We start from the raw sequence: 21183 nt of genomic DNA on the forward strand, positions 1-21183 counted from the left end.
CCTCAGCAGTTTACGCCGAGAAGCTAGAGTTTTTAAAATAGGTCATTTTCTTCTGGAAGGAGGATGGTTTCTCTGCCGTCTATGTCTAAAACAAGGACCCTAGGAGGGTAAAGCGGATCGAAAGGATGATTGAAATCAAAATCAATGCTAGTCGGAAGGTGCTGGCTAGAAAAATGGAAGGTGATGGTCCCCTTATTGTTGATCAGTTGAAACTCAAGTTCTTCTTCTAATTCAAAGACATTTTTCAGGAAATGATCAATAATATACCATAAAGAGTCAATGATATCGTCAGGCAAGCTGGTCACGACACCAAAACTAGCGGATCGTCTCTGTGTATTTGTAAAAGCCATGCTTTCCTCCCCCCCTTTTATTTTCCTTATCATACAGCAAAATGTCTTAAAAATCAAGAAATCGTACTTGCTTTTTCAAAATGGGAATAAACTGTGAAATTTTTCCAAAGTTTCTCTAAAAAATACTTGAAAGTGTTTACAATAAGTGATAAAATGGAGTAAGTAGATGCGTGAAAGCGAAATTTTCATTATAGAAAGGAAACGGAATGAACACAGATGATACAGTAACGATTTATGACGTCGCCCGTGAAGCAGGAGTTTCAATGGCAACAGTTAGCCGTGTCGTTAATGGCAACAAGAATGTTAAAGAGAACACTCGAAAAAAAGTCCTAGAAGTGATTGATCGCTTGGACTATCGTCCCAATGCGGTAGCCCGTGGTTTAGCTAGCAAGAAAACAACGACAGTCGGAGTTGTGATTCCGAACATTACCAATGGTTATTTCTCAACACTTGCTAAGGGAATTGACGACATTGCTGAAATGTACAAGTATAACATTGTCCTTGCAAATAGTGATGAGGATGATGAAAAGGAAGTTTCAGTAGTCAACACTCTCTTTTCAAAACAAGTCGATGGGATTATCTTTATGGGTTATCACTTGACTGAAAAGATTCGTTCAGAGTTTTCTCGTTCACGGACACCGGTTGTTCTTGCTGGTACTGTAGATGTAGAACACCAACTTCCAAGTGTAAATATCGACTACAAACAAGCAACGATTGATGCTGTAAGCTACCTTCTCAAAGAAAACGAAAAGATTGCTTTTGTGAGTGGACCACTCGTCGATGATATCAATGGCAAGGTTCGTTTGATTGGTTACAAGGAAGCCTTGAAAAAAGCTGGACATTCTTATAGTGAGGGATTGGTCTTTGAATCAAAATACAGCTATGACGATGGTTATGCCTTGGCAGAACGCTTGATTTCATCACAAGCTACAGCCGCAGTTGTAACAGGTGATGAATTGGCAGCAGGTGTGTTGAATGGTTTAGCTGACCATGGTGTATCTGTGCCGGAAGAGTTTGAAATCATCACGACAGATGACTCTCAGATTGCACGATTCACTCGTCCAAACTTGACGACTATTGCCCAACCTCTTTATGACTTAGGTGCTATCAGCATGCGTATGTTGACTAAGATTATGCATAAGGAAGAGTTGGAAGAACGTGAAGTTCTCTTACCTCATGGTTTGACAGAGCGCCGCTCTACACGAAAACGTAAATAGAAAAAATCAGGGAATCGTGAGATTTCCTGATTTGCTTTCTAGAGAAGGAGTTATACTCAATGAAAATCAAAGAGCAAACTAGGAAACTAGCCGTAGGTTGATCAAAGCACTGCTTTGAGGTTGTAGATGAAACTGACGAAGTCAGCTCAAAACATTGTTTTGAGGTTGGGATAGAACTGATGAAGTCAATAACCATACCTACGGTAAGGCGACGCTGACGTGGTTTGAAGAGATTTTCGAAGAGGATTAGCCTTCCATATAGTCTTTCAAAGCCTGTCCTTTTAATCCAGCGTTAAGGGCAATTAATAATTTGAGGCGCGCTTTTTGAGCGTTGAGTTCTTTGACAAAGAAAACACCAGCTCGTTGCAACTGTACCCCTCCACCTTGATAGGCGTAGACAGGTTCAGCAATGCCGTTAAAGCATCGTGAGACCAAGGCGACTGGAATTCCTTTTTGCAGGAGATTTTCCAACTTTTGAGCTGTTTCTTTGGGAACATTGCCTGCTCCGAAGGCCTGAATAACTAAGCCATCCAGCTGTTCCAAGTCTAACATATCAATCACCTCGTCTGTCATACCGGCATAGGCTGAGATGATGGGAACCAGACCTTGAATATGCTCAAGATCAAACCGGACACGGGGTTCAGCCGTTTTGAAGTAGAGGATTTCTTGCTTCATGATGAGGCCAAGTGGTCCATGTGTTGGGGTTTGAAAGGTGCTGACGTTGGTCGTATGAGTTTTGGTAACATACTTGGCTGCGTGGATCTCGTCGTTCATGACGACCAGTACACCCTTGTCGGCTGCTTTGTCATCGCTGGCAACTCGCAAAGCGCTCAGATAGTTATATACACCGTCGCTACCAAGTTCGTTTGAACTACGCATGGCCCCTGTTAGAACGATGGGGATGGGCGGAATTTTCATGGTATCAAGGAAGTAGGCTGTTTCTTCTAAGGTATCTGTACCATGTGTGATGACAACTCCATCATAGTTATCAGCTTCCTCTTTAATCTTATGATAGAGTGCAAGCATATGCTTGGGTTTGATATGAGGGCTTGGCAGATTAAAAAAGTCTAGGGCATGAACCTCAATCCCTTCAAGCGGATTGGAAACATGGTTCATGGGATTTTCCTGGCTAGTTACAACGGCACCAGTTGCGTCTGCTTGCATGGAAATAGTCCCACCTGTATGTAAAACAAGGATTTTCTTAGGCATGATTTAGTCACTCTTTCTGAAATGTGGTATAATCATTGTAACACAAAAGGGGAGAATGGGATAGGATGGAAGTCAAGGCTGTTTTTTTTGATATCGATGGAACGCTAGTCAACGATCGCAAGAGTGTTTTGAAATCCACTAAGGACGCGATTAAGATTGTCAAAGAGCAAGGAGTGCTTGTTGGAGTAGCGACAGGACGAGGCCCGTTTTTTGTCAAGGAATTGATGGAAGACTTGGACTTAGACTTTGCGGTGACCTACAATGGCCAATACATTTTTAATAAAGAAAAGGTGCTCTTTGCAAGTCCGATTGCTAAGTCAAGCCTGCGTCAACTGATTGCTTACGCTAAAAAGGAGCGTAAAGAAATCGCTCTTGGAACCGAGCATGCCGTTGTTGGTTCGAAAATTATGTCATTTGGTCTCGGCTCCTTTTCCCAACTGGTTAGTCGTTTTATTCCGACTGTTCTGACAAGAACCGTTAGCCGTTCCTTTAATCGAATGGTCAGCAAGGCAGTTCCTCAAAAGGAAGACGACTTGCTTAACTTGATTAACCAACCCATTTACCAAGTTTTGATGCTGATGACGCCAGAAGAATCTGAGAAGGCAGCAAGTGATTTTGACGACTTGAAATTAACTCGAAGCAATCCTTTTGCAGCAGATATCATTAACCAAGGAAATTCCAAACTAGAAGGCATTCGCCGAGTCGGGAAAGAATATGGCTTTGATCTCAACCAAGTCATGGCCTTTGGTGATTCAGACAACGATCTGGAAATGTTAGCGGGTGTTGGTATGTCGGTCGCTATGGGAAATGGCAGTAGCAGTGTCAAAGAAGTTGCCAAGCATATTACGGCAAGTAATCAACAAGATGGTATCCACAAGGCGCTCGAGCACTTTGGTGTTTTGGCTTCAGAAAAAGTGTTTGTCAGTCGAGACTACCACTTTAATAAGGTCAAGACCTTCCACCACATGATGGATGAACGAACTCAAGAAGAGCCACAGGCATGGGATGCTGAAGGTGCAACCCACCGCGCAGACTTTAAAATTGAAGAATTAGTGGAGTTTGTTCGCGCAGCAAGTTCTTCGGAGGAAGAATTCCAAAACTCCCTTGCAAGCATGCATGAGGCACTTGATAAGGCGGCTGAGAAAGTGGCGAAAAAGACGCCTGCGAAGCAAAATTTGGTCGGTCAAGTGGATGCTTTGATTGACACACTGTATTTTACATACGGTAGTTTTGTTTTGATGGGAGTAGACCCAGAACGCATTTTTGATATTGTCCATGAAGCAAATATGGGGAAGGTTTTCCCTGATGGGAAAGCTCATTTTGACCCAGTTACACACAAGATTTTAAAACCAGATGACTGGGAAGAAAAATATGCTCCAGAGCCTGCCATCCGACAGGAACTACAACGTCAGTTTAAAGCTTATGAGCGACATAAAGAAAGAAAAAAATAGAAACAAAAAGGAGCTAGAGGCTCCCTTTTTTAATGATTACAATGTTTTTTCTCTTTCTCTCACGACCAGCAAATCGACTTTTGCATGGCGGAGAATGTACTCAGATGAAGAGCCAACCAAGAGGCGTTCAAAGGCATTGAGCCCTGTTGCACCAACGAGAATCAGGTCGACATTTTCTGCGTCTGGAATAGTACGGGCAAGGAGGGTTTTTGGATTTCCCATTTCGATGACGATGTGAATATCGGTCACACCAGCATCTCTTGCGCGCTTTTCGTACTCTTTCATCAGACTTTCAGCATCGACTTGGAGTTCTTCGTAAACTTCAGCATCAAAGGTAGACACGCTTTGAAGAGCGCGTGTGTCGATAACATGGGCAATGGTGAGCTTGGATTCGTTGCGTAGAGCAGTGTAAACACCTTTGACGAAAGCCAAATCCGCTTCTTTAGAACCATCAATTGCGACCATAACATTTTGGTAACGTTGTGCCATAATGAAACCTCCTGAAATTTTCTTACTGTTATTGTAACCCTTTTCACTAAAGAAGTAAAGTAAAAATCATATTTAAATAAATATTATCGGAGATTCCATTTGGTGGAGATATGTTAAAATAAAAGAAAACGGATAGTAGGAAACACAGCGAGGGGATGAGAAAGTATGAAAGATTCTGTTCAAGTTTCTAAAAAAATAAGTTTTCTTTATCATGGAATGATCCTTGCGTCACTTGTAGGTGAAGTAGTGATGCTTTGGCAGCTGGAAAGAGTCGTGCTCGTTCTATATCCAGGTTTTGTTGGATTTCTTCTCTTTCACCTAGTCTACCACATCATTTTATTTGTGATTGCAAAGAGAAGTGGTCGCTTGGACTATTTGGTCACGTGGGGGCTCTTTCTCATGTTTAATCTTTTATATGACTCCTTTTTAGCGCTGGTCTTTCTAGGTTTGTCTTTTGGTATGTGAGAAAATGTTTCTGTACTCTAGTTGTTTAGACGGTGAGAACCTAGTCGTTGTGAGTTTTTTCTTTGCTTGCTCATTTCAGGAAACTTGTCGCAATCCCTTTCTAGTGGTATAATGTTACTATCTCTATGAATTGAGGAAACAAGATGAAAGAATATAACAAGTCTAGTAAGTTAGAGCATGTTGCATATGATATCCGTGGCCCTGTTTTGGAAGAAGCTATGCGGATGCGAGCAAACGGAGAAAAGATTTTACGTCTGAATACAGGAAATCCAGCAGAATTTGGCTTTACAGCGCCAGACGAGGTCATTCATGACTTGATTATGAATGCGCGTGATAGTGAGGGATATTCTGATTCCAAAGGGATTTTTTCAGCCCGTAAGGCCATCATGCAGTATTGCCAACTGAAGAAATTCCCTAATGTGGACATTGATGATATCTACCTTGGAAATGGTGTCAGTGAGCTGATTGTTATGTCCATGCAAGGGCTTTTGGATAATGGCGATGAGGTCTTGGTGCCTATGCCAGACTATCCTCTCTGGACAGCCGCGGTCAGCCTAGCTGGGGGAAATGCCGTTCACTATATCTGTGATGAAGCTGCAGAATGGTACCCAGATATTGACGATATTAAGTCAAAAATTACTTCCAATACCAAGGCAATCGTCCTTATCAATCCAAATAACCCAACTGGAGCCCTTTATCCTAAGGAACTCTTGTTGGAGATTATTGAGATTGCCCGTCAAAACGATTTGATCATCTTTGCGGATGAGATTTATGACCGCATGGTGATGGATGGGCATGTGCATACACCTGTGGCAAGCTTGGCACCTGATGTTTTCTGTGTCAGCATGAATGGTCTGTCAAAATCTCATCGCATCGCCGGTTTCCGTGTAGGATGGATGGTCTTGTCTGGTCCTAAGCACCATGTCAAGGGCTATATCGAAGGTCTCAATATGCTGTCCAATATGCGTCTTTGCTCTAACGTTTTGGCCCAGCAAGTCGTACAAACATCACTAGGTGGGCACCAGTCAGTAGATGAATTGCTCCTTCCTGGTGGACGGATTTACGAGCAAAGAAACTTCATTTACAATGCCATTCAAGATATCCCAGGTTTGTCTGCGGTCAAGCCGAAGGCGGGTCTTTATATCTTCCCTAAAATCGACCGCAATATGTACCGCATTGATGATGATGAACAGTTCGTTCTTGATTTCTTGAAGCAGGAAAAGGTTCTCTTGGTTCATGGTCGTGGTTTTAACTGGAAGGAACCAGACCATTTCCGTATCGTTTACCTTCCTCGTGTGGACGAATTAGCGCAAATCCAAGAAAAGATGACACGTTTCTTGAGTCAGTATCGTAGATAAGGCTTTCATAGGGAAAAGCAGGAAACATTTACTTAGAGCTATTGACAAATAGGTCAGAATCAGATAGAATAGTAAAGTATGTTTAGTAACTGATCACTTTATAGCCGGCTAAACGAATACAAAATCTATGAGGAGGTATTCATCGTGAAACGTACTTATCAACCAAGTAAACTTCGTCGTGCGCGCAAACACGGATTCCGTAACCGTATGTCAACTAAAAACGGTCGTCGCGTATTGGCAGCTCGTCGTCGTAAAGGACGCAAAGTTTTGGCTGCTTAATCCAAACGAATTCAACAAAGAAGTCAGTAGGAACTCGAGTCTACTGACTTTTCTTTTTATCTTAAAGGGTGAACTGTCTACGAAATCGGTCATTTTAGATGAAATTCATGGAGAGATCGTTTAAAAGGTCACATACAAAAAACTCAAAATCAGATATAAGTTACTGATTTTGAGTTTTTGTTTATTCTTTTAAGTGATAAGAGTAGCTAGCGATAACGACGTCTTCATGCCATCTGAGAGCGTATTTTAGTTTGAGGCTCATTTGATTGTGCAGGATATTTTGCCAAGGCTTGTTAGGGATAAATTGTGGTACAAGAACTGTAACGGTGTAGTTTTTTTGCTTAGCTTCTTGGGCGATTCGTTTGACATACTTAACGCTAGGGGTGATGATGTCGCGGTAGCTGGTATTGATATTCTTCAGAGTGATATTTGGGAAGTAATCGGCAAATTCCTGAAGAATTTCTTGGTCTTTTTCGGCCGTTTCTTTAGTAGAAATGTGCATGGCCAACACTTCGTCACCGATACTTTGAGCGTAGTTAATGGCTCCGACACTTACTCGAGTAACATTTCCTACTAGGACAAGAACAAGGTTACCGTCATAAGTGCGCTTTTCAATTCCTTCGTAGAGTCGTAGTTGTTTTGCCACTTTTTGGTAATGGCTGTGAATGGACAAAAAGAGGAAGGTTAAAACTAGGATAATTGGGAAGAATGGCCAGATATCACCCAGTCTGAAGAGGAGTAAAATGAGGACAATAGCATAACAAATGATGGCCCCAAGGATATTAGCAAAGGCAGGTTTTAAGAAGTTTGCTCCTTTTTCCTTTTTCCAATGGCGAATCATCCCAGTCTGAGAAAGGGCAAAGGGAACGAAGACCCCGATAGTATAAAGAGGAATCAAGCGTTCAGTATTCCCATTAAAAATGAGAAGAAGGATCATAGCCCCAAAGGCCAAAGTTAAGATACCGTTGGAGTAGCCAAGACGATCTCCTTTTTCCATAAAGAGATGAGGCATGTACTTATTTTTAGCCATATTGTAAGCCAGCATAGGGAAGGCTGAAAAGCCAGTATTTGCAGCTACAGCTAGAATCAAGGCTGTTGAGAACTGGAAGAGATAGTAGCTAGCATGACCAAAGAATGAATCACCAAGAATACCCTTGGCCATTTGCGAGAGGATGGTTTCTCCATTTTGAGGAGTGATGCCCATCCAGTAGTTTAGGAAGGTAATGCCTGCAAAAAGAAATCCTAAAATGAGGGACATGATGGTCAAGGTCTGAGCAGCATTCTTTTCTTTCGGAGTTTTGAAAAATGGTACCGCATTTGAAATAGCTTCAACCCCTGTCAGAGAGGCAGAGCCACTGGTAAAGGCTCTCAATAGGAGAACGATAGAAAGGCTCGGAACGGTTTGTCCAATGGTTGAAGTCGCCTGATAGTTTAGGGAACCTGTAAATAGTTGAAAGAATCCATAAAGCAAGAGAAAGACGGTACTGAAGATAAAGAGGTAGACGGGAATCATCAGAGAGCTGGCAGATTCTTTCAATCCTCTTAGATTCAAGAGCATGAGCAGGCAGACTAGGAAAATAGAGATATGAAGATTGTAGGGATGGAGGGCAGGGATGGCTGCTGTAATAGCATCAGCTCCAGACGCAACGGATACGGCTACTGTCAGCATATAGTCAACAAGGAGGCTACCCCCTGCAATCAAGCCTAGTTCAGGGGAGAGATTTTCCCGAGTGACCATATAAGCTCCTCCACCTTGAGGATAGGCGTGAATAATTTGACGATAGGAAATGGTCAAACTAGCGAGGAGTAAGAGGACAAAAATACCGATAGGGAGGCTCCACCAAATAGCGAGAGGAGAGAGACTGACTAAAACGAGAATGACTTGTTCAGGTCCATAGGCAATAGAAGACAGGGCATCACTGGATAACATTGCAAGTGCCTGCATTTTTCCAAGTAATCCCCCTTCACTATCTGTGAGAGACTTGAGTGGTCGACCGATAAAGGTATATTTTAATTTTCTAAACATTTTCTTTTCCTTTGATGAAAATTTCAATAAGTGTTATTATACTGCTTTGAAAAAAGGCAGTCAAGGGAGAATGATCGGTATTAGAATATTTTTACAAGCCGGGGGATGCTATTTTTGGTATAATAGATGGAAGAAAATGAGGTTAGAAGAGATGATTTTTGATACGCACACACATTTAAATGTAGAAGAATTTGCAGGACGTGAGGCAGAAGAAATCGCCTTGGCTGCTGAGATGGGTGTGACGCGGATGAATATTGTTGGCTTTGACAAGCCGACTATAGAGCGCGCCTTGGAGTTAGTAGATGAGTATGAGCAACTATACGCAACTATTGGCTGGCACCCGACTGAAGCAGGGACATATACAGACGAGGTCGAAGCTTACTTGCTTGAAAAACTAAAACATCCCAAAGTTGTTGCCTTGGGGGAGATTGGTTTGGACTATCACTGGATGACAGCATCTAAGGAGGTGCAGGAGCAGGTTTTTCGCCGTCAGATTCAATTATCCAAGGAGTTAGATTTACCTTTTGTGGTCCATACCCGTGATGCGCTAGAAGATACTTATGAGATCATCAAGAGCGAGGGAGTTGGTCCTCGTGGTGGCATCATGCATTCATTTTCAGGTTCTCTTGAGTGGGCTGAAAAGTTTGTTGAGCTTGGCATGACCGTTTCCTTCTCAGGAGTGGTGACCTTTAAGAAAGCGACGGATATCCAAGAAGCTGCCAGAGAACTTCCTTTGGAAAAGATTTTGGTAGAGACGGATGCCCCTTACTTGGCACCAGTTCCTAAACGGGGTCGCGAAAACAAAACAGCTTATACTCGCTATGTGGTGGACTTTATCGCTGACTTGCGTGGCATGACGACAGAAGAATTAGCTGCTGTGACAAGTGCCAATGCCGAGCGTATTTTTGGATTGGAAAAACAATCATGAAAGAGAAAATTTCCCAAGTCATCGTAGTCGAAGGACGGGATGATACAGCTAATCTCAAACGTTATTTTGACGTAGAGACCTATGAGACACGAGGATCGGCAATCAATAATCAAGATATAGAGCGAATTCAACGCCTGCATGAACTGCATGGAGTCATTGTCTTTACAGATCCTGACTTTAACGGTGAGCGCATTCGTCGCATGATTATGACGGCCCTTCCAACAGTGCAGCATGCCTTTCTCAAGCGAGATGAGGCTGTTCCCAAATCCAAGACCAAGGGGCGTTCACTGGGAATCGAACACGCCAGCTACGAAGATCTAAAAACAGCGCTGGCTCAGGTGACAGAGCAATTTGAAAACAAGAACGAGTTTGACATCAGTCGTGGTGACTTGATTCGCCTAGGTTTCTTGGCGGGAGCAGACAGTCGTAGACGCCGAGAGTATCTAGGCGAACAGCTCCGCATCGGCTATTCCAACGGCAAGCAACTCCTCAAGCGGTTGGAGTTGTTTGGAGTAACCTTGGCAGAAGTGGAAGAAGTGATGGCTAAGTATTCAGACTAACGGAGTCAGAAATGAAAAAAGTGATTATTACGGGTGGCAATAGTGGTATTGGCTATCAGGCTGCAAAACAATTAGCTGAAAAGGACTGGTCAGTGACTCTATTTTGCCGACGGAAAGAAGCTGCTGAGCAAGCCTGTGAGAAAATCCGTCAACAAACAGGAAACCCACATGTAGATTATATATTGGTTGATCTATCTGATGTGAAGAGTGTCAGGAAAGCGGTAGAACAGTATATCCAAAAAGAAGAGACTTTAGATGTTTTAATGAACAATGCGGCTGATTTTGATTTGTCAGTCAAAAAGCCCATCCTGACTAGGGAGGGATTAGAAAAGCAATTTGCGACCAATGTTGTCGCCCCTTTCTTGCTTTCTATCTTGTTGAAAGGTTTGTTGGAAAAGTCAAAAAGTGGTCGGATTATTAATATCTCTTCCCAAGGGCTGATGCTTTATCCTTTCATGAAGCTTGATTTTGAAAATTTAGCTGGTCAAAAACATTATAGTCCTGCCAAGACCTATTATCAGAATAAACTGGCCTTGTTGATGCTGTCGCATTATATGCGGAAACATTGGAAAGGTATCAAAATTCAGGCAATCCGTGTGACCAATGTCAAAGTTGATATGCGCCGCTATGATCACCTCAGCGCTTTTATGAAAAATTTGTATAAAATCAAGTCAAGATTTTCAATTAGCCCTGAAGAAATGGCCAAAGTCTATACAGCCTTATCTACAGAAGATGGATATGACGGGTTTTTGTATGACGAGAAATGTAGGGAAGTAAAAGCAAATAGATTTGCTTATGAAGAAGCGGAGCAAGCAAAACTCTATTCCTTACTTGAACAACTGACCTTTTCAAGAGACAATCTATAAAGAATTAGAAAAATAAATTTTATGCTTACTTCAATAGTGGAAAGAAATTTAGATATCGAAATCTGTTTGGAGAGTCCTGAAAAGTAATAACAATAACCAGATAGTCCAAAAATACAAAGGGAATGTGTTACAATAGAGGTACTTAGATTTATTTTGATAGCGTTAAAATAGAAACTTATAAGGACAGTGCGAAATGAAAATTCGAGTTAATAGAGATTCTGTATGTATGGGGGACGATGTATTGCCTCATGAGACAGAATTTGAGATTCCTGAAGATATGACGGTGAACGAATTTTTTGACTTTCTAGAAAAGGAACGTTATTTGCCGTCTGTTCAAGGAAACAATGTCGCTTGGGAACTCCGTAATCGAAATGGGGAACAAGGTGTTTATTTCACCAAAACACGAGAGATTATTCATCCAGATGCGGTCTTAAAAGAAATGCTGGAAGGAATTACTGAGATTCCCTTATTTGTTTTGCTCTATCATTATACCCCGGAAGCATACTATATTAGAAAAGAGAATAAATGAGAATTGCAGATTATAGCGTGACTAAGGCAGTGCTGGAGCGTCACGGTTTTACCTTTAAAAAGTCCTTCGGGCAAAATTTCCTGACGGATACCAATATTCTTCAAAAGATCGTGGATACAGCTGAAATTGACGATCAGGTTAATGTCATTGAAATTGGGCCAGGAATTGGTGCTTTGACGGAGTTTTTGGCTGAGCGTGCGGCAGAGGTTATGGCCTTTGAGATTGATCACCGTTTGGTACCGATTTTGGCAGATACCTTGCGTGATTTTGACAATGTTACCGTAGTCAACGAGGACATTCTCAAGGTTGATTTGGCGCAACATATCCAGAATTTCAAAAATCCAGAATTGCCAATTAAGGTGGTAGCTAACTTGCCTTACTATATCACAACGCCTATTCTCATGCACTTGATTGAAAGTGGCATTCCTTTTAGTGAGTTTGTCGTCATGATGCAGAAAGAAGTGGCAGATCGCATCTCAGCACAGCCAAATACCAAGGCTTATGGTAGTTTGTCGATCGCTGTCCAGTATTACATGACAGCCAAGGTTGCCTTTATCGTGCCTCGTACGGTCTTTGTGCCAGCACCAAATGTTGACTCGGCTATCCTGAAAATGGTGCGTCGTCCAGAGCCAGCGGTTGCGGTAGAGGATGAGAACTTCTTCTTTAAGGTTTCCAAGGCTAGTTTCACTCATCGTCGCAAGACCTTGTGGAACAACTTAACAGGCTACTTTGGGAAAACTGATGAAGTCAAGGATAAGCTGACCAAGGCTTTGGATCAAGCAGGTTTGTCACCAAGTGTACGTGGGGAAGCACTAAGCTTGGAAGAATTTGCTAGTTTAGCAGATGCGCTCAAAGGACAAGGACTCTAAGATGCAGGGACAAATCATTAAAGCTTTGGCGGGCTTCTATTATGTGGAGAGTGACGGTCAGGTTTATCAAACACGCGCGCGTGGGAATTTCCGTAAAAAAGGTCATACACCCTATGTTGGGGATTGGGTAGATTTTTCTGCAGAGGAAAATTCCGAAGGTTATATCCTCAAAATTCACGAACGGGAAAATAGTCTGGTCCGTCCGCCTATTGTCAATATTGACCAAGCTGTGGTGATCATGTCCGTCAAGGAACCGGACTTCAACAGCAACTTGTTGGATCGTTTCTTGGTTCTTTTGGAACACAAGGGCATCCATCCCATCGTCTATATTTCCAAAATGGATTTGCTGGAAGATAGGGAAGAATTAAGTTTTTACCAACAAACCTATCGTGCCATTGGTTATGACTTTGTGACCAGTAAGGAAGAGCTCTTACCTCTGTTGACAGGGAAAGTGACGGTCTTTATGGGGCAGACTGGTGTTGGAAAATCAACCCTCCTCAATAAAATCGCACCAGATCTCAATCTTGAAACAGGAGAGATCTCAGACAGTCTAGGTCGTGGTCGCCATACCACTCGAGCTGTTAGTTTTTACAATCTCAATGGGGGTAAAATCGCGGACACGCCAGGATTTTCATCACTGGATTATGAAGTGTCAACGGCTGAAGACCTCAATCAGGCCTTTCCAGAGATTGCCAGTGTCAGTCGAGACTGTAAATTCCGTATTTGTACCCATACCCATGAACCGTCCTGTGCGGTTAAGCCGGCTGTAGAAGAAGGCGCTATTGCAACCTTCCGTTTTGACAACTACCTGCAATTTCTCAGTGAAATTGAAAATCGCAGAGAAACCTATAAAAAAGTCAGTAAAAAAATTCCAAAATAAGGAGAAACCTATGTCTCAATACAAGATTGCTCCGTCAATTCTGGCAGCAGATTATGCCAACTTTGAACGTGAAATCAAACGCCTAGAAGCAACTGGTGCAGAATATGCCCATATCGATATCATGGATGGTCACTTTGTACCGCAAATCAGTTTTGGTGCAGGTGTGGTCGAAGCTCTTCGTCCACATAGTAAGATGGTCTTTGACTGCCACTTGATGGTAGCTAATCCTGAGCATCATCTAGAAGATTTTGCGCGTGCAGGGGCAGATATCATCAGCATCCATGTCGAAGCAACACCTCATATCCATGGAGCTCTTCAAAAAATTCGTTCTCTTGGTGTCAAACCTTCGGTCGTCATTAACCCTGGTACACCTGTTGAGGCGATTAAGCATGTGCTACACTTAGTTGACCAAGTATTAGTCATGACAGTTAACCCTGGATTTGGCGGACAAGCTTTTCTGCCTGAAACCATGGATAAGATTCGTGAGTTGGTTGCCCTTCGTCAGGAAAAAGGTTTGAGCTTTGAGATTGAAGTTGATGGTGGGATTGATGACCAGACCATTGCTCAAGCTAAAGAAGCTGGAGCAACCGTTTTTGTAGCAGGATCCTATGTCTTTAAGGGAGATGTCAATGAACGAGTGCAAACTCTCAGAAAACAGCTGGACTAGGGTGGCTGTTTTTGCCGGCGGAGATCGCGGTCATTATCGGACGAATTTTGATAGCTTTGTTGGTGTGGATCGTGGTTCGCTCTGGGTCTTGGAAGAAGACCTGCCTCTCACTATAGCAGTTGGGGATTTTGATTCGGTGACTGCAGACGAACGTCAGTTGATTCAAAAACGTGCCCAACATTTTGTTCAAGCCCAGCCAGAAAAGGATGATACGGATCTGGAATTGGCTCTTTTAACCATCTTTGAGCAAAATCCCCAGGCTCAGGTGACTATTTTCGGTGCTCTTGGTGGTCGGATCGACCACATGCTGGCCAATGTCTTTCTGCCTAGCAATCCCAAGTTGGCACCCTATATGCGCCAGATAGCGATTGAGGATGGGCAAAATGTGATTGCCTATTGTCCGGAAGGGACCAGTCAGCTAGAGCCCCGTTTAGACTACGATTATCTAGCCTTTATGCCAGTTCGGGATAGCCAGCTGACCATTATCGGAGCCAAGTACGAATTGACAGAGGAAAATTTTTTCTTTAAAAAAGTGTACGCTTCTAACGAATATATAGATAGGGAAGTTTCGGTAACTTGCCCAGATGGCTATGTCGTCGTGCTGCATAGTAAGGACAGGAGGTAGGATGGAGACTGTATTACTACTATTATTAATTGCTAACCTAGCTGGACTCTTTCTGATTTGGCAAAGGCAGGATAAGCAAGACAAGTACCTAGCCAAGAGCTTGGAGGATCAGGCAGACAATCTTTCAGACCAACTGGATTATCGCTTTGAACAAGCTAGGCAAGCCAGTCAGCTAGATCAAAAAGACTTGGAAGTGGCCGTCAGCGACCGTTTGCAAGAAGTGCGAATGGAGTTGCACCAAGGTCTGACTCAAGTTAGACAGGAGATGAACGAGAATCTCCTTCAAACCAGAGATAAGACCGACCAACGTCTCCAAGCCCTGCAGGAGTCCAATGAGCAACGTTTGGAACAAATACGTCAAACTGTCGAGGAAAAGTTAGAAAAGACCTTGCAGACGCGCTTGCAGGCTTCCTTCGAGACAGTTTCCAAACAACTGGAGTCTGTCAATCGTGGTCTTGGAGAGATGCAGACAGTTGCCCGCGATGTTGGTGCCCTCAACAAGGTTCTCTCTGGGACCAAGACGCGAGGGATTCTGGGAGAGTTGCAACTGGGGCAAATCATCGAAGACATCATGACTCCTGCCCAGTACGAACGAGAATTTGCAACGGTTGAAAACTCCAGCGAGCGAGTAGAGTACGCCATCAAGTTACCTGGCCAAGGCGACCAGGAATATGTCTACTTACCGATTGACTCCAAGTTTCCACTGGCAGATTATTACCGCCTAGAAGAAGCCTATGAAGCAGGTGACAAGGACGAGATTGAACGTTGTCGTAAATCTCTCCTAGCAAGTGTTAAGCGTTTCGCCAAGGATATCAAGAGCAAGTACATAGCGCCGCCTCGGACGACTAATTTTGGGGTTTTGTTTGTTCCGACAGAAGGACTTTACTCAGAGATTGTTCGCAATCCGGTCTTCTTTGATGATTTGAGACGGGAGGAGCAGATTATTGTCGCGGGTCCAAGTACCCTATCAGCCCTGCTTAATTCCCTATCAGTTGGCTTCAAAACTCTCAATATCCAAAAGAGTGCCGACCATATCAGCAAGACCCTAGCTAGTGTCAAGACCGAGTTTGGCAAGTTCGGAGGCATTCTGGTCAAGGCGCAAAAGCATCTCCAACATGCCTCTGGCAATATTGATGAATTATTAAACCGTCGTACTACAGCTATCGAGCGGACGCTCCGTCACATTGAGTTATCAGAAGGTGAGCCTGCGCTTGATCTACTCCATTTCCAAGAAGATGAGGAAGAATATGAAGATTAGTCACATGAAAAAAGATGAGCTGTTTGAAGGTTTTTACCTGATTAAGTCAGCTGACCTAAGACAGACGCGTGCTGGGAAAAACTACCTAGCCTTTACCTTCCAAGACGATAGTGGCGAGATTGAAGGGAAACTCTGGGATGCCCAACCTCATAACGTCGAGGCCTTTACCGCAGGGAAAGTAGTCCACATGCAGGGACGTCGAGAAGTTTATAACAACACTCCTCAAGTCAATCAAATCACGCTTCGCTTGCCTCAGCCTGGGGAACCCAATGATCCAGCTGACTTCAAGGTCAAGTCACCAGTCGATGTCAAGGAGATTCGTGACTACATGTCGCAAATGATTTTCAAGATTGAAAATCCTGTCTGGCAGCGTATCGTTCGTAGTCTCTACACCAAGTATGATAAGGAATTCTACTCCTATCCAGCTGCCAAGACCAACCACCATGCTTTTGAAACGGGTTTGGCCTATCATACAGCAACCATGGTGCGCTTGGCAGATGCCATTAGCGATATCTATCCTCAGCTCAATAAGAACCTCCTCTATGCCGGGATTATGTTGCACGACTTGGCCAAGGTTCTAGAACTCAGCGGTCCTGATCAGACGGAGTACACAGTGCGAGGCAATCTCATCGGTCATATCGCCCTCATCGATAGCGAAATTACCAAGACAGTTATGGAACTGGGCATCGATGATACTAGAGAAGAAGTGGTGCTACTGCGCCATGTCATCCTTAGTCACCATGGCTTGCTGGAGTATGGTAGTCCAGTCCGTCCACGCATTATGGAGGCAGAGATTATTCATATGATTGACAATCTAGATGCCAGCATGATGATGATGTCAACAGCTCTTGCTTTGGTGGATAAAGGAGAAATGACCAACAAAATCTTCGCTATGGACAATCGTTCCTTCTATAAACCAGATTTAGATTAATAATTTAAGAAAAACGAGCATTTTTTACGCAATAATGTTCGTTTTTTTATGTGAATGTGGTATAATGGATAAAATATCAAAATTAAATGGAATGGTAAATAAAAATGAAATTAAGAAGAAGTGATCGGATGGTTGTCATTTCCAACTATTTGATTAATAATCCATACAAACTAACCAGTCTCAACACCTTTGCAGAAAAGTACGAATCTGCTAAATCATCGATTTCAGAGGACATCGTGATTATCAAGCGTGCCTTTGAGGAAATCGAAATCGGTCATATTCAGACTGTGACTGGAGCAGGTGGTGGCGTTATCTTTACACCATCAATCTCGAGTCATGAAGCCAAAGAAATGATCGCAGACTTGCGTGACAAACTTTCAGAAAGCGACCGTATCTTGCCAGGTGGTTATATCTACCTGTCTGATTTGCTCAGTACACCTGCCATTTTGAAAAATATTGGGCGCATCATTGCCAAGAGCTTTATGGACCAAAAAATCGATGCCGTTATGACAGTAGCAACAAAAGGTGTGCCACTTGCAAATGCAGTTGCCAATGTCCTCAATGTTCCATTTGTCATTGTGCGCCGTGACTTGAAAATTACCGAAGGTTCAACGGTCAGCGTCAACTATGTTTCAGGTTCCAGCGGTGACCGTATTGAGAAAATGTTCCTTTCAAAACGCAGTCTCAAGGCAGGAAGTCGTGTCTTGATTGTGGATGACTTCTTGAAAGGTGGCGGAACGGTCAACGGGATGATTAGTCTCTTGCGTGAGTTTGACTCTGAACTAGCTGGTGTCGCAGTCTTTGCAGACAATGCCCAAGAAGAACGTGAAAAGCAGTTTGATTACAAGTCACTCTTGAAAGTAACCAATATTGATGTTAAGAACCAATCCATCGATGTTGAGATTGGAAATATCTTTGACGAAGACAAATAAGAGATAGAACTAAAGGTTGGAACGATTGTCCCAGCCTTTCTTTGCAAACAGAATAGAAGGATGCTTATGAAAACACCATTTATCAGCCGTGAAGATTTAGAAACAATTGTTGCAGAGTTCCCGACTCCTTTTCACTTGTATGATGAGAAGGGGATTCGCGAGAAAGCGCGAGCAGTCAACCAGGCCTTTGCTTGGAATAAGGGATTCAAAGAATATTTTGCAGTTAAGGCTACTCCAACCCCAGCCATCTTGAAAATCCTCCAAGAGGAAGGTTGCGGTGTGGACTGTTCTAGTTATGTAGAGCTCTTGATGAGCCATAAACTGGATTTTCCGGGTTCTGAAATCATGTTCTCTTCTAACAACACGCCTGACAAGGAATATGCCTATGCGCGTGAATTAGGTGCGACCATTAACTTGGATGCCTTTGAAGATATTGAACATCTGGAGCGAGCAGCAGGTATTCCAGAAATCATCTCTTGTCGTTACAATCCTGGAGGAGTTTTTGAGCTAGGAACAGACATCATGGACAATCCTGGAGAAGCCAAGTTTGGGATGACCAAGGACCAGCTTTTTGAAGCCTTTGCGAGTTTGAAGGAAAAAGGAGCCAAGACTTTTGGGGTTCACTCTTTCCTAGCATCCAATACCGTGACCCATCTCTACTACCCAGAGTTGGCGCGTCAGCTTTTTGAATTAGCCGTTGAAATCAAGGAAAAGTTGGGCATTTCACTAGACTTTATCAATCTTTCCGGCGGAATCGGAGTCAATTATCGTCCTGAGCAGGAGCCAAATGACATTGCTGTGATTGGTGAGGGAGTGCGTAAGGTTTATGAAGAAGTTCTTACACCTGCAGGACTTGGTCAGGTTAAGATTTTCACCGAATTGGGTCGCTTTATGTTGGCCCCTCACGGAGCTTTGGTCACAAGAGTCACTCATAAGAAAAAAACCTATCGTACCTATCTGGGCGTGGATGCATCAGCAGTCAACCTCATGCGCCCAGCCATGTATGGAGCCTACCACCATATCACCAATCTGACCCATCCAGATGAACCTGTTGAGGTGGTAGACGTGGTCGGTTCACTCTGTGAAAACAATGATAAATTTGCAGTGAACCGCGAACTACCTCATACAGAAATCGGTGATTTACTGGTGATTCATGATACAGGTGCACATGGATTCTCCATGGGTTACCAGTACAATGCCAAACTACGCTCGGCAGAAATTCTCTATACCGAAGAAGGAAAAGCCCGCCAAATCCGCCGTGCAGAGTGCCCTGAGGACTATTTTGCAACCTTGTATGGTTTTGATTTTGAATCGGATCAGTAAAAGAAATTGAAAATGAAAGTGAAAAACAGATTGCTTTCTAAAAAATAGACAAAAAAACCTTGTTTTTCACCTTACTCGTGATATAATAAAACTATAAAACGGTTTCAAGGAAGGTGACGATATGTCTGAAGAAACAATTGACTATGGACAAGTGACAGGAATGGTGCATTCGACAGAGAGTTTTGGGGCGGTAGATGGCCCTGGGATTCGGTTTATTGTCTTTTTGCAGGGCTGTCACATGCGTTGCCAGTACTGTCATAACCCCGATACATGGGCGATGGAGACCAATAAATCACGCGAACGGACAGTAGACGATGTTTTGTCAGAAGCCCTTCGCTACCGTGGATTCTGGGGAGACAAGGGAGGAATCACTGTTAGTGGTGGAGAAGCCCTCTTACAGATTGATTTCCTAATTGCCCTCTTTACCAAAGCCAAGGAAAAAGGAATCCACTGTACCTTGGATACCTGTGCCCTTCCGTTCCGTAATAAACCACGTTATCTCGAAAAGTTTAATAAACTCATGGCGGTGACAGACTTGGTTCTCTTGGATATCAAGGAAATCAACGAAGAACAGCATAAGATTGTCACAAGTCAAACCAATAAAAACATCTTGGCCTGTGCCCAGTACCTATCAGATATCGGGAAGCCTGTTTGGATTCGCCATGTGCTGGTTCCGGGATTGACAGACAGAGATGACGACTTGATCGAACTTGGTAAATTCGTCAAAACCCTCAAAAATGTTGACAAGTTTGAAATCTTGCCTTATCACACGATGGGTGAGTTCAAGTGGCGTGAACTTGGAATTCCTTATTCGCTTGAAGGGGTCAAACCTCCAACAGCAGACCGTGTCAAGAATGCCAAGGAATTGATGGATACAGAAAGTTACCAAGACTACATGAAACGTGTTCATGGATAAAAAAGAAGCCTGATGGAGACATCGGGCTTTTGTGATGCATAAAAAGCCTAGCCTTTCAGCTAAGCTTTTTTCTTATTTTCTAGAATGTTGTTTTCCAGCATTGCGTTTTTTATGTTTCTTATTGGTCATGATCGCAGTTGCTTGGTTTGGAGTGACATCTTTGCGTCCGCCTCCGCCTCCAGTTGAAAACGAACTTGCTTTTGGTGGGTTTTTGGCAAATTCTTCACGAACTTTTTTGCGAAGTTTTGGACGAACAACATAGTTAACGATGAACTGTTGGAGAATCATCATGAAACCACCGACAACCCAGTAAAGCGTCACACTGGCTGGTGAGAAGAGGGAGAAGACCACAATCATGAGTGGGCTCATGTAGATCATTTTCTTGAGCTGTTCTCTTTGCATCTCATCTTCTACGCCATGAAGCGAGAGGAGTGATTGGAGGTAGTAGAGGACACCAGCAAAGGCTACGAGGATCATACTTGGTGAACCAAGATCGATACCCAAGAAGGTAGAGCTAGCTACCCCTTCAGTGTGCTGGGCTGCAAAGTATATAGCAGAGAAGAATGGCATTTGAATGAGGATAGGGAAGCATCCTACACCACCTAACATGCTAATACCGTGTTCTTTCTGAGCAGCAAAAAGAGCTTGTTGAGCCTCAAGTTTTTCTTCCTGAGTTGTTGCCTCTTTAAGGCGTGTTTGATGTGGTTCAAGGACGTGTTTGAGAGCATTCATCTTTTCAGAGTGAAGTGTTGCCTTCCATGATTGGTAGATACCAAGTGGCAAGATAATCAAGCGCACGATTATGGTTACGATAATGATAGCCACACCAAAGCCTAGACCTTTATCAGTAGCGAAGTACTTGATAGCTTCTCCCATCGGAGCACCCAAGAAATCCCAAACGGGACCAATTGGCTTACCTGTTGCTTTGTCTACTTGGACACAGCCTGTCAAGACGAGTAGCATAGCCACTCCCATAGCAGAGAGGGCAAAACGTTTAATAGATTTCAATGTTTTCATTCCTTCTTTAAAAATTATACCTTTCTATTCTACTGTTT

At 43.2% G+C, this 21183-nt stretch carries 23 protein-coding genes; 18 read left to right on the plus strand and 5 right to left on the minus strand.

Annotation, left to right across the window (positions count from 1 at the left end; translation table 11 throughout):
* Nucleotides 1–32 precede the first annotated feature (32 nt).
* On the minus strand, nucleotides 33–350 hold the full coding sequence (locus tag TZ92_RS01905; protein ID WP_033629286.1) for a DUF960 domain-containing protein: 318 nt from the start codon (nucleotides 348–350) through the stop codon (nucleotides 33–35).
* A gap of 206 nt (nucleotides 351–556) precedes the next feature.
* On the opposite strand from TZ92_RS01905, the gene ccpA reads away from it, so the two are divergent.
* Complete coding sequence (ccpA, locus tag TZ92_RS01910; protein ID WP_001090635.1) at nucleotides 557–1567, plus strand: catabolite control protein A; 1011 nt, start codon at nucleotides 557–559, stop codon at nucleotides 1565–1567.
* A 246-nt stretch (nucleotides 1568–1813) separates the two neighbouring features.
* Here the strand turns inward: ccpA and TZ92_RS01920 are convergent, their stop codons facing one another.
* Complete coding sequence (locus TZ92_RS01920; protein ID WP_033629287.1) at nucleotides 1814–2776, minus strand: asparaginase; 963 nt, start codon at nucleotides 2774–2776, stop codon at nucleotides 1814–1816.
* A gap of 65 nt (nucleotides 2777–2841) precedes the next feature.
* On the opposite strand from TZ92_RS01920, the gene TZ92_RS01925 reads away from it, so the two are divergent.
* The gene (locus TZ92_RS01925) at nucleotides 2842–4227 is read left to right on the plus strand and encodes a Cof-type HAD-IIB family hydrolase (protein ID WP_033629288.1); all 1386 of its coding nucleotides are present in this window, start codon (nucleotides 2842–2844) and stop codon (nucleotides 4225–4227) included.
* A 36-nt stretch (nucleotides 4228–4263) separates the two neighbouring features.
* On the opposite strand, the gene TZ92_RS01930 is transcribed toward TZ92_RS01925, so the two are convergent.
* The gene (locus TZ92_RS01930; RefSeq protein ID WP_000079161.1) at nucleotides 4264–4716 is read right to left on the minus strand and encodes a universal stress protein; all 453 of its coding nucleotides are present in this window, start codon (nucleotides 4714–4716) and stop codon (nucleotides 4264–4266) included.
* A 165-nt stretch (nucleotides 4717–4881) separates the two neighbouring features.
* On the opposite strand from TZ92_RS01930, the gene TZ92_RS01935 reads away from it, so the two are divergent.
* The 3 genes from TZ92_RS01935 (at nucleotide 4882) to rpmH (ending at nucleotide 6818) form a co-directional block, all read left to right on the plus strand.
* Complete coding sequence (locus TZ92_RS01935) at nucleotides 4882–5181, plus strand: hypothetical protein (RefSeq protein ID WP_033629289.1); 300 nt, start codon at nucleotides 4882–4884, stop codon at nucleotides 5179–5181.
* Nucleotides 5182–5324: 143 nt separating this feature from the next.
* Nucleotides 5325–6539: a pyridoxal phosphate-dependent aminotransferase gene (locus tag TZ92_RS01940; protein ID WP_000666454.1), complete on the plus strand. Its 1215-nt coding sequence runs from the start codon at nucleotides 5325–5327 to the stop codon at nucleotides 6537–6539.
* Nucleotides 6540–6683: 144 nt separating this feature from the next.
* Complete coding sequence (gene rpmH / locus TZ92_RS01945) at nucleotides 6684–6818, plus strand: 50S ribosomal protein L34 (RefSeq protein WP_000831905.1); 135 nt, start codon at nucleotides 6684–6686, stop codon at nucleotides 6816–6818.
* A gap of 181 nt (nucleotides 6819–6999) precedes the next feature.
* Here rpmH and TZ92_RS01950 read toward each other — a convergent pair whose 3' ends face one another.
* Nucleotides 7000–8844 (minus strand): APC family permease, encoded by a 1845-nt coding sequence (locus TZ92_RS01950; protein WP_033629290.1) that lies wholly within the window; start codon nucleotides 8842–8844, stop codon nucleotides 7000–7002.
* A gap of 151 nt (nucleotides 8845–8995) precedes the next feature.
* Here TZ92_RS01950 and TZ92_RS01955 point away from each other — a divergent pair, with 151 nt between their 5' ends.
* From TZ92_RS01955 to pflA, 13 genes are all read left to right on the plus strand, one after another.
* Nucleotides 8996–9772 (plus strand): TatD family hydrolase, encoded by a 777-nt coding sequence (locus tag TZ92_RS01955; RefSeq protein WP_033629291.1) that lies wholly within the window; start codon nucleotides 8996–8998, stop codon nucleotides 9770–9772.
* Nucleotides 9769–10332, plus strand: coding sequence for a ribonuclease M5 (rnmV, locus tag TZ92_RS01960; RefSeq protein ID WP_033629292.1), 564 nt, complete (start codon nucleotides 9769–9771; stop codon nucleotides 10330–10332). Before TZ92_RS01955 ends, rnmV begins: the two co-directional genes overlap by 4 nt.
* 11 nt (nucleotides 10333–10343) lie before the next feature.
* Entirely contained in the window at nucleotides 10344–11198 is an 855-nt protein-coding gene (locus tag TZ92_RS01965) for an SDR family NAD(P)-dependent oxidoreductase (protein WP_033629293.1), read from the plus strand.
* Nucleotides 11199–11391: 193 nt separating this feature from the next.
* Entirely contained in the window at nucleotides 11392–11727 is a 336-nt protein-coding gene (locus TZ92_RS01970; RefSeq protein ID WP_033629294.1) for a hypothetical protein, read from the plus strand.
* A complete protein-coding gene (gene rsmA / locus TZ92_RS01975; protein ID WP_033629295.1) occupies nucleotides 11724–12596 on the plus strand; it encodes a 16S rRNA (adenine(1518)-N(6)/adenine(1519)-N(6))-dimethyltransferase RsmA in 873 nt (290 codons plus the stop codon). Before TZ92_RS01970 ends, rsmA begins: the two co-directional genes overlap by 4 nt.
* Nucleotide 12597: 1 nt before the next feature.
* On the plus strand, nucleotides 12598–13476 hold the full coding sequence (gene rsgA / locus TZ92_RS01980) for a ribosome small subunit-dependent GTPase A (protein WP_033629378.1): 879 nt from the start codon (nucleotides 12598–12600) through the stop codon (nucleotides 13474–13476).
* A 10-nt stretch (nucleotides 13477–13486) separates the two neighbouring features.
* Nucleotides 13487–14143: a ribulose-phosphate 3-epimerase gene (gene rpe / locus TZ92_RS01985; protein WP_033629296.1), complete on the plus strand. Its 657-nt coding sequence runs from the start codon at nucleotides 13487–13489 to the stop codon at nucleotides 14141–14143.
* The gene (locus tag TZ92_RS01990; protein WP_033629297.1) at nucleotides 14106–14768 is read left to right on the plus strand and encodes a thiamine diphosphokinase; all 663 of its coding nucleotides are present in this window, start codon (nucleotides 14106–14108) and stop codon (nucleotides 14766–14768) included. Before rpe ends, TZ92_RS01990 begins: the two co-directional genes overlap by 38 nt.
* A 1-nt stretch (nucleotide 14769) precedes the next feature.
* Complete coding sequence (locus TZ92_RS01995; RefSeq protein WP_033629298.1) at nucleotides 14770–16026, plus strand: DNA recombination protein RmuC; 1257 nt, start codon at nucleotides 14770–14772, stop codon at nucleotides 16024–16026.
* Entirely contained in the window at nucleotides 16016–16957 is a 942-nt protein-coding gene (locus TZ92_RS02000; RefSeq protein ID WP_033629299.1) for a 3'-5' exoribonuclease YhaM family protein, read from the plus strand. Before TZ92_RS01995 ends, TZ92_RS02000 begins: the two co-directional genes overlap by 11 nt.
* 104 nt (nucleotides 16958–17061) lie before the next feature.
* Nucleotides 17062–17889: a pur operon repressor gene (purR, locus tag TZ92_RS02005; protein WP_002874197.1), complete on the plus strand. Its 828-nt coding sequence runs from the start codon at nucleotides 17062–17064 to the stop codon at nucleotides 17887–17889.
* A gap of 66 nt (nucleotides 17890–17955) precedes the next feature.
* A complete protein-coding gene (locus TZ92_RS02010; protein WP_033629300.1) occupies nucleotides 17956–19212 on the plus strand; it encodes a diaminopimelate decarboxylase in 1257 nt (418 codons plus the stop codon).
* Between the two features lie 121 nt (nucleotides 19213–19333).
* Complete coding sequence (gene pflA / locus TZ92_RS02015) at nucleotides 19334–20128, plus strand: pyruvate formate-lyase-activating protein (protein WP_033629301.1); 795 nt, start codon at nucleotides 19334–19336, stop codon at nucleotides 20126–20128.
* A gap of 72 nt (nucleotides 20129–20200) precedes the next feature.
* Here pflA and yidC read toward each other — a convergent pair whose 3' ends face one another.
* A complete protein-coding gene (yidC, locus tag TZ92_RS02020; protein ID WP_033629379.1) occupies nucleotides 20201–21136 on the minus strand; it encodes a membrane protein insertase YidC in 936 nt (311 codons plus the stop codon).
* Nucleotides 21137–21183 lie beyond the last annotated feature (47 nt).

Source organism: Streptococcus oralis subsp. oralis, assembly GCF_000960035.1.
Lineage (GTDB): Bacteria > Bacillota > Bacilli > Lactobacillales > Streptococcaceae > Streptococcus > Streptococcus oralis_G.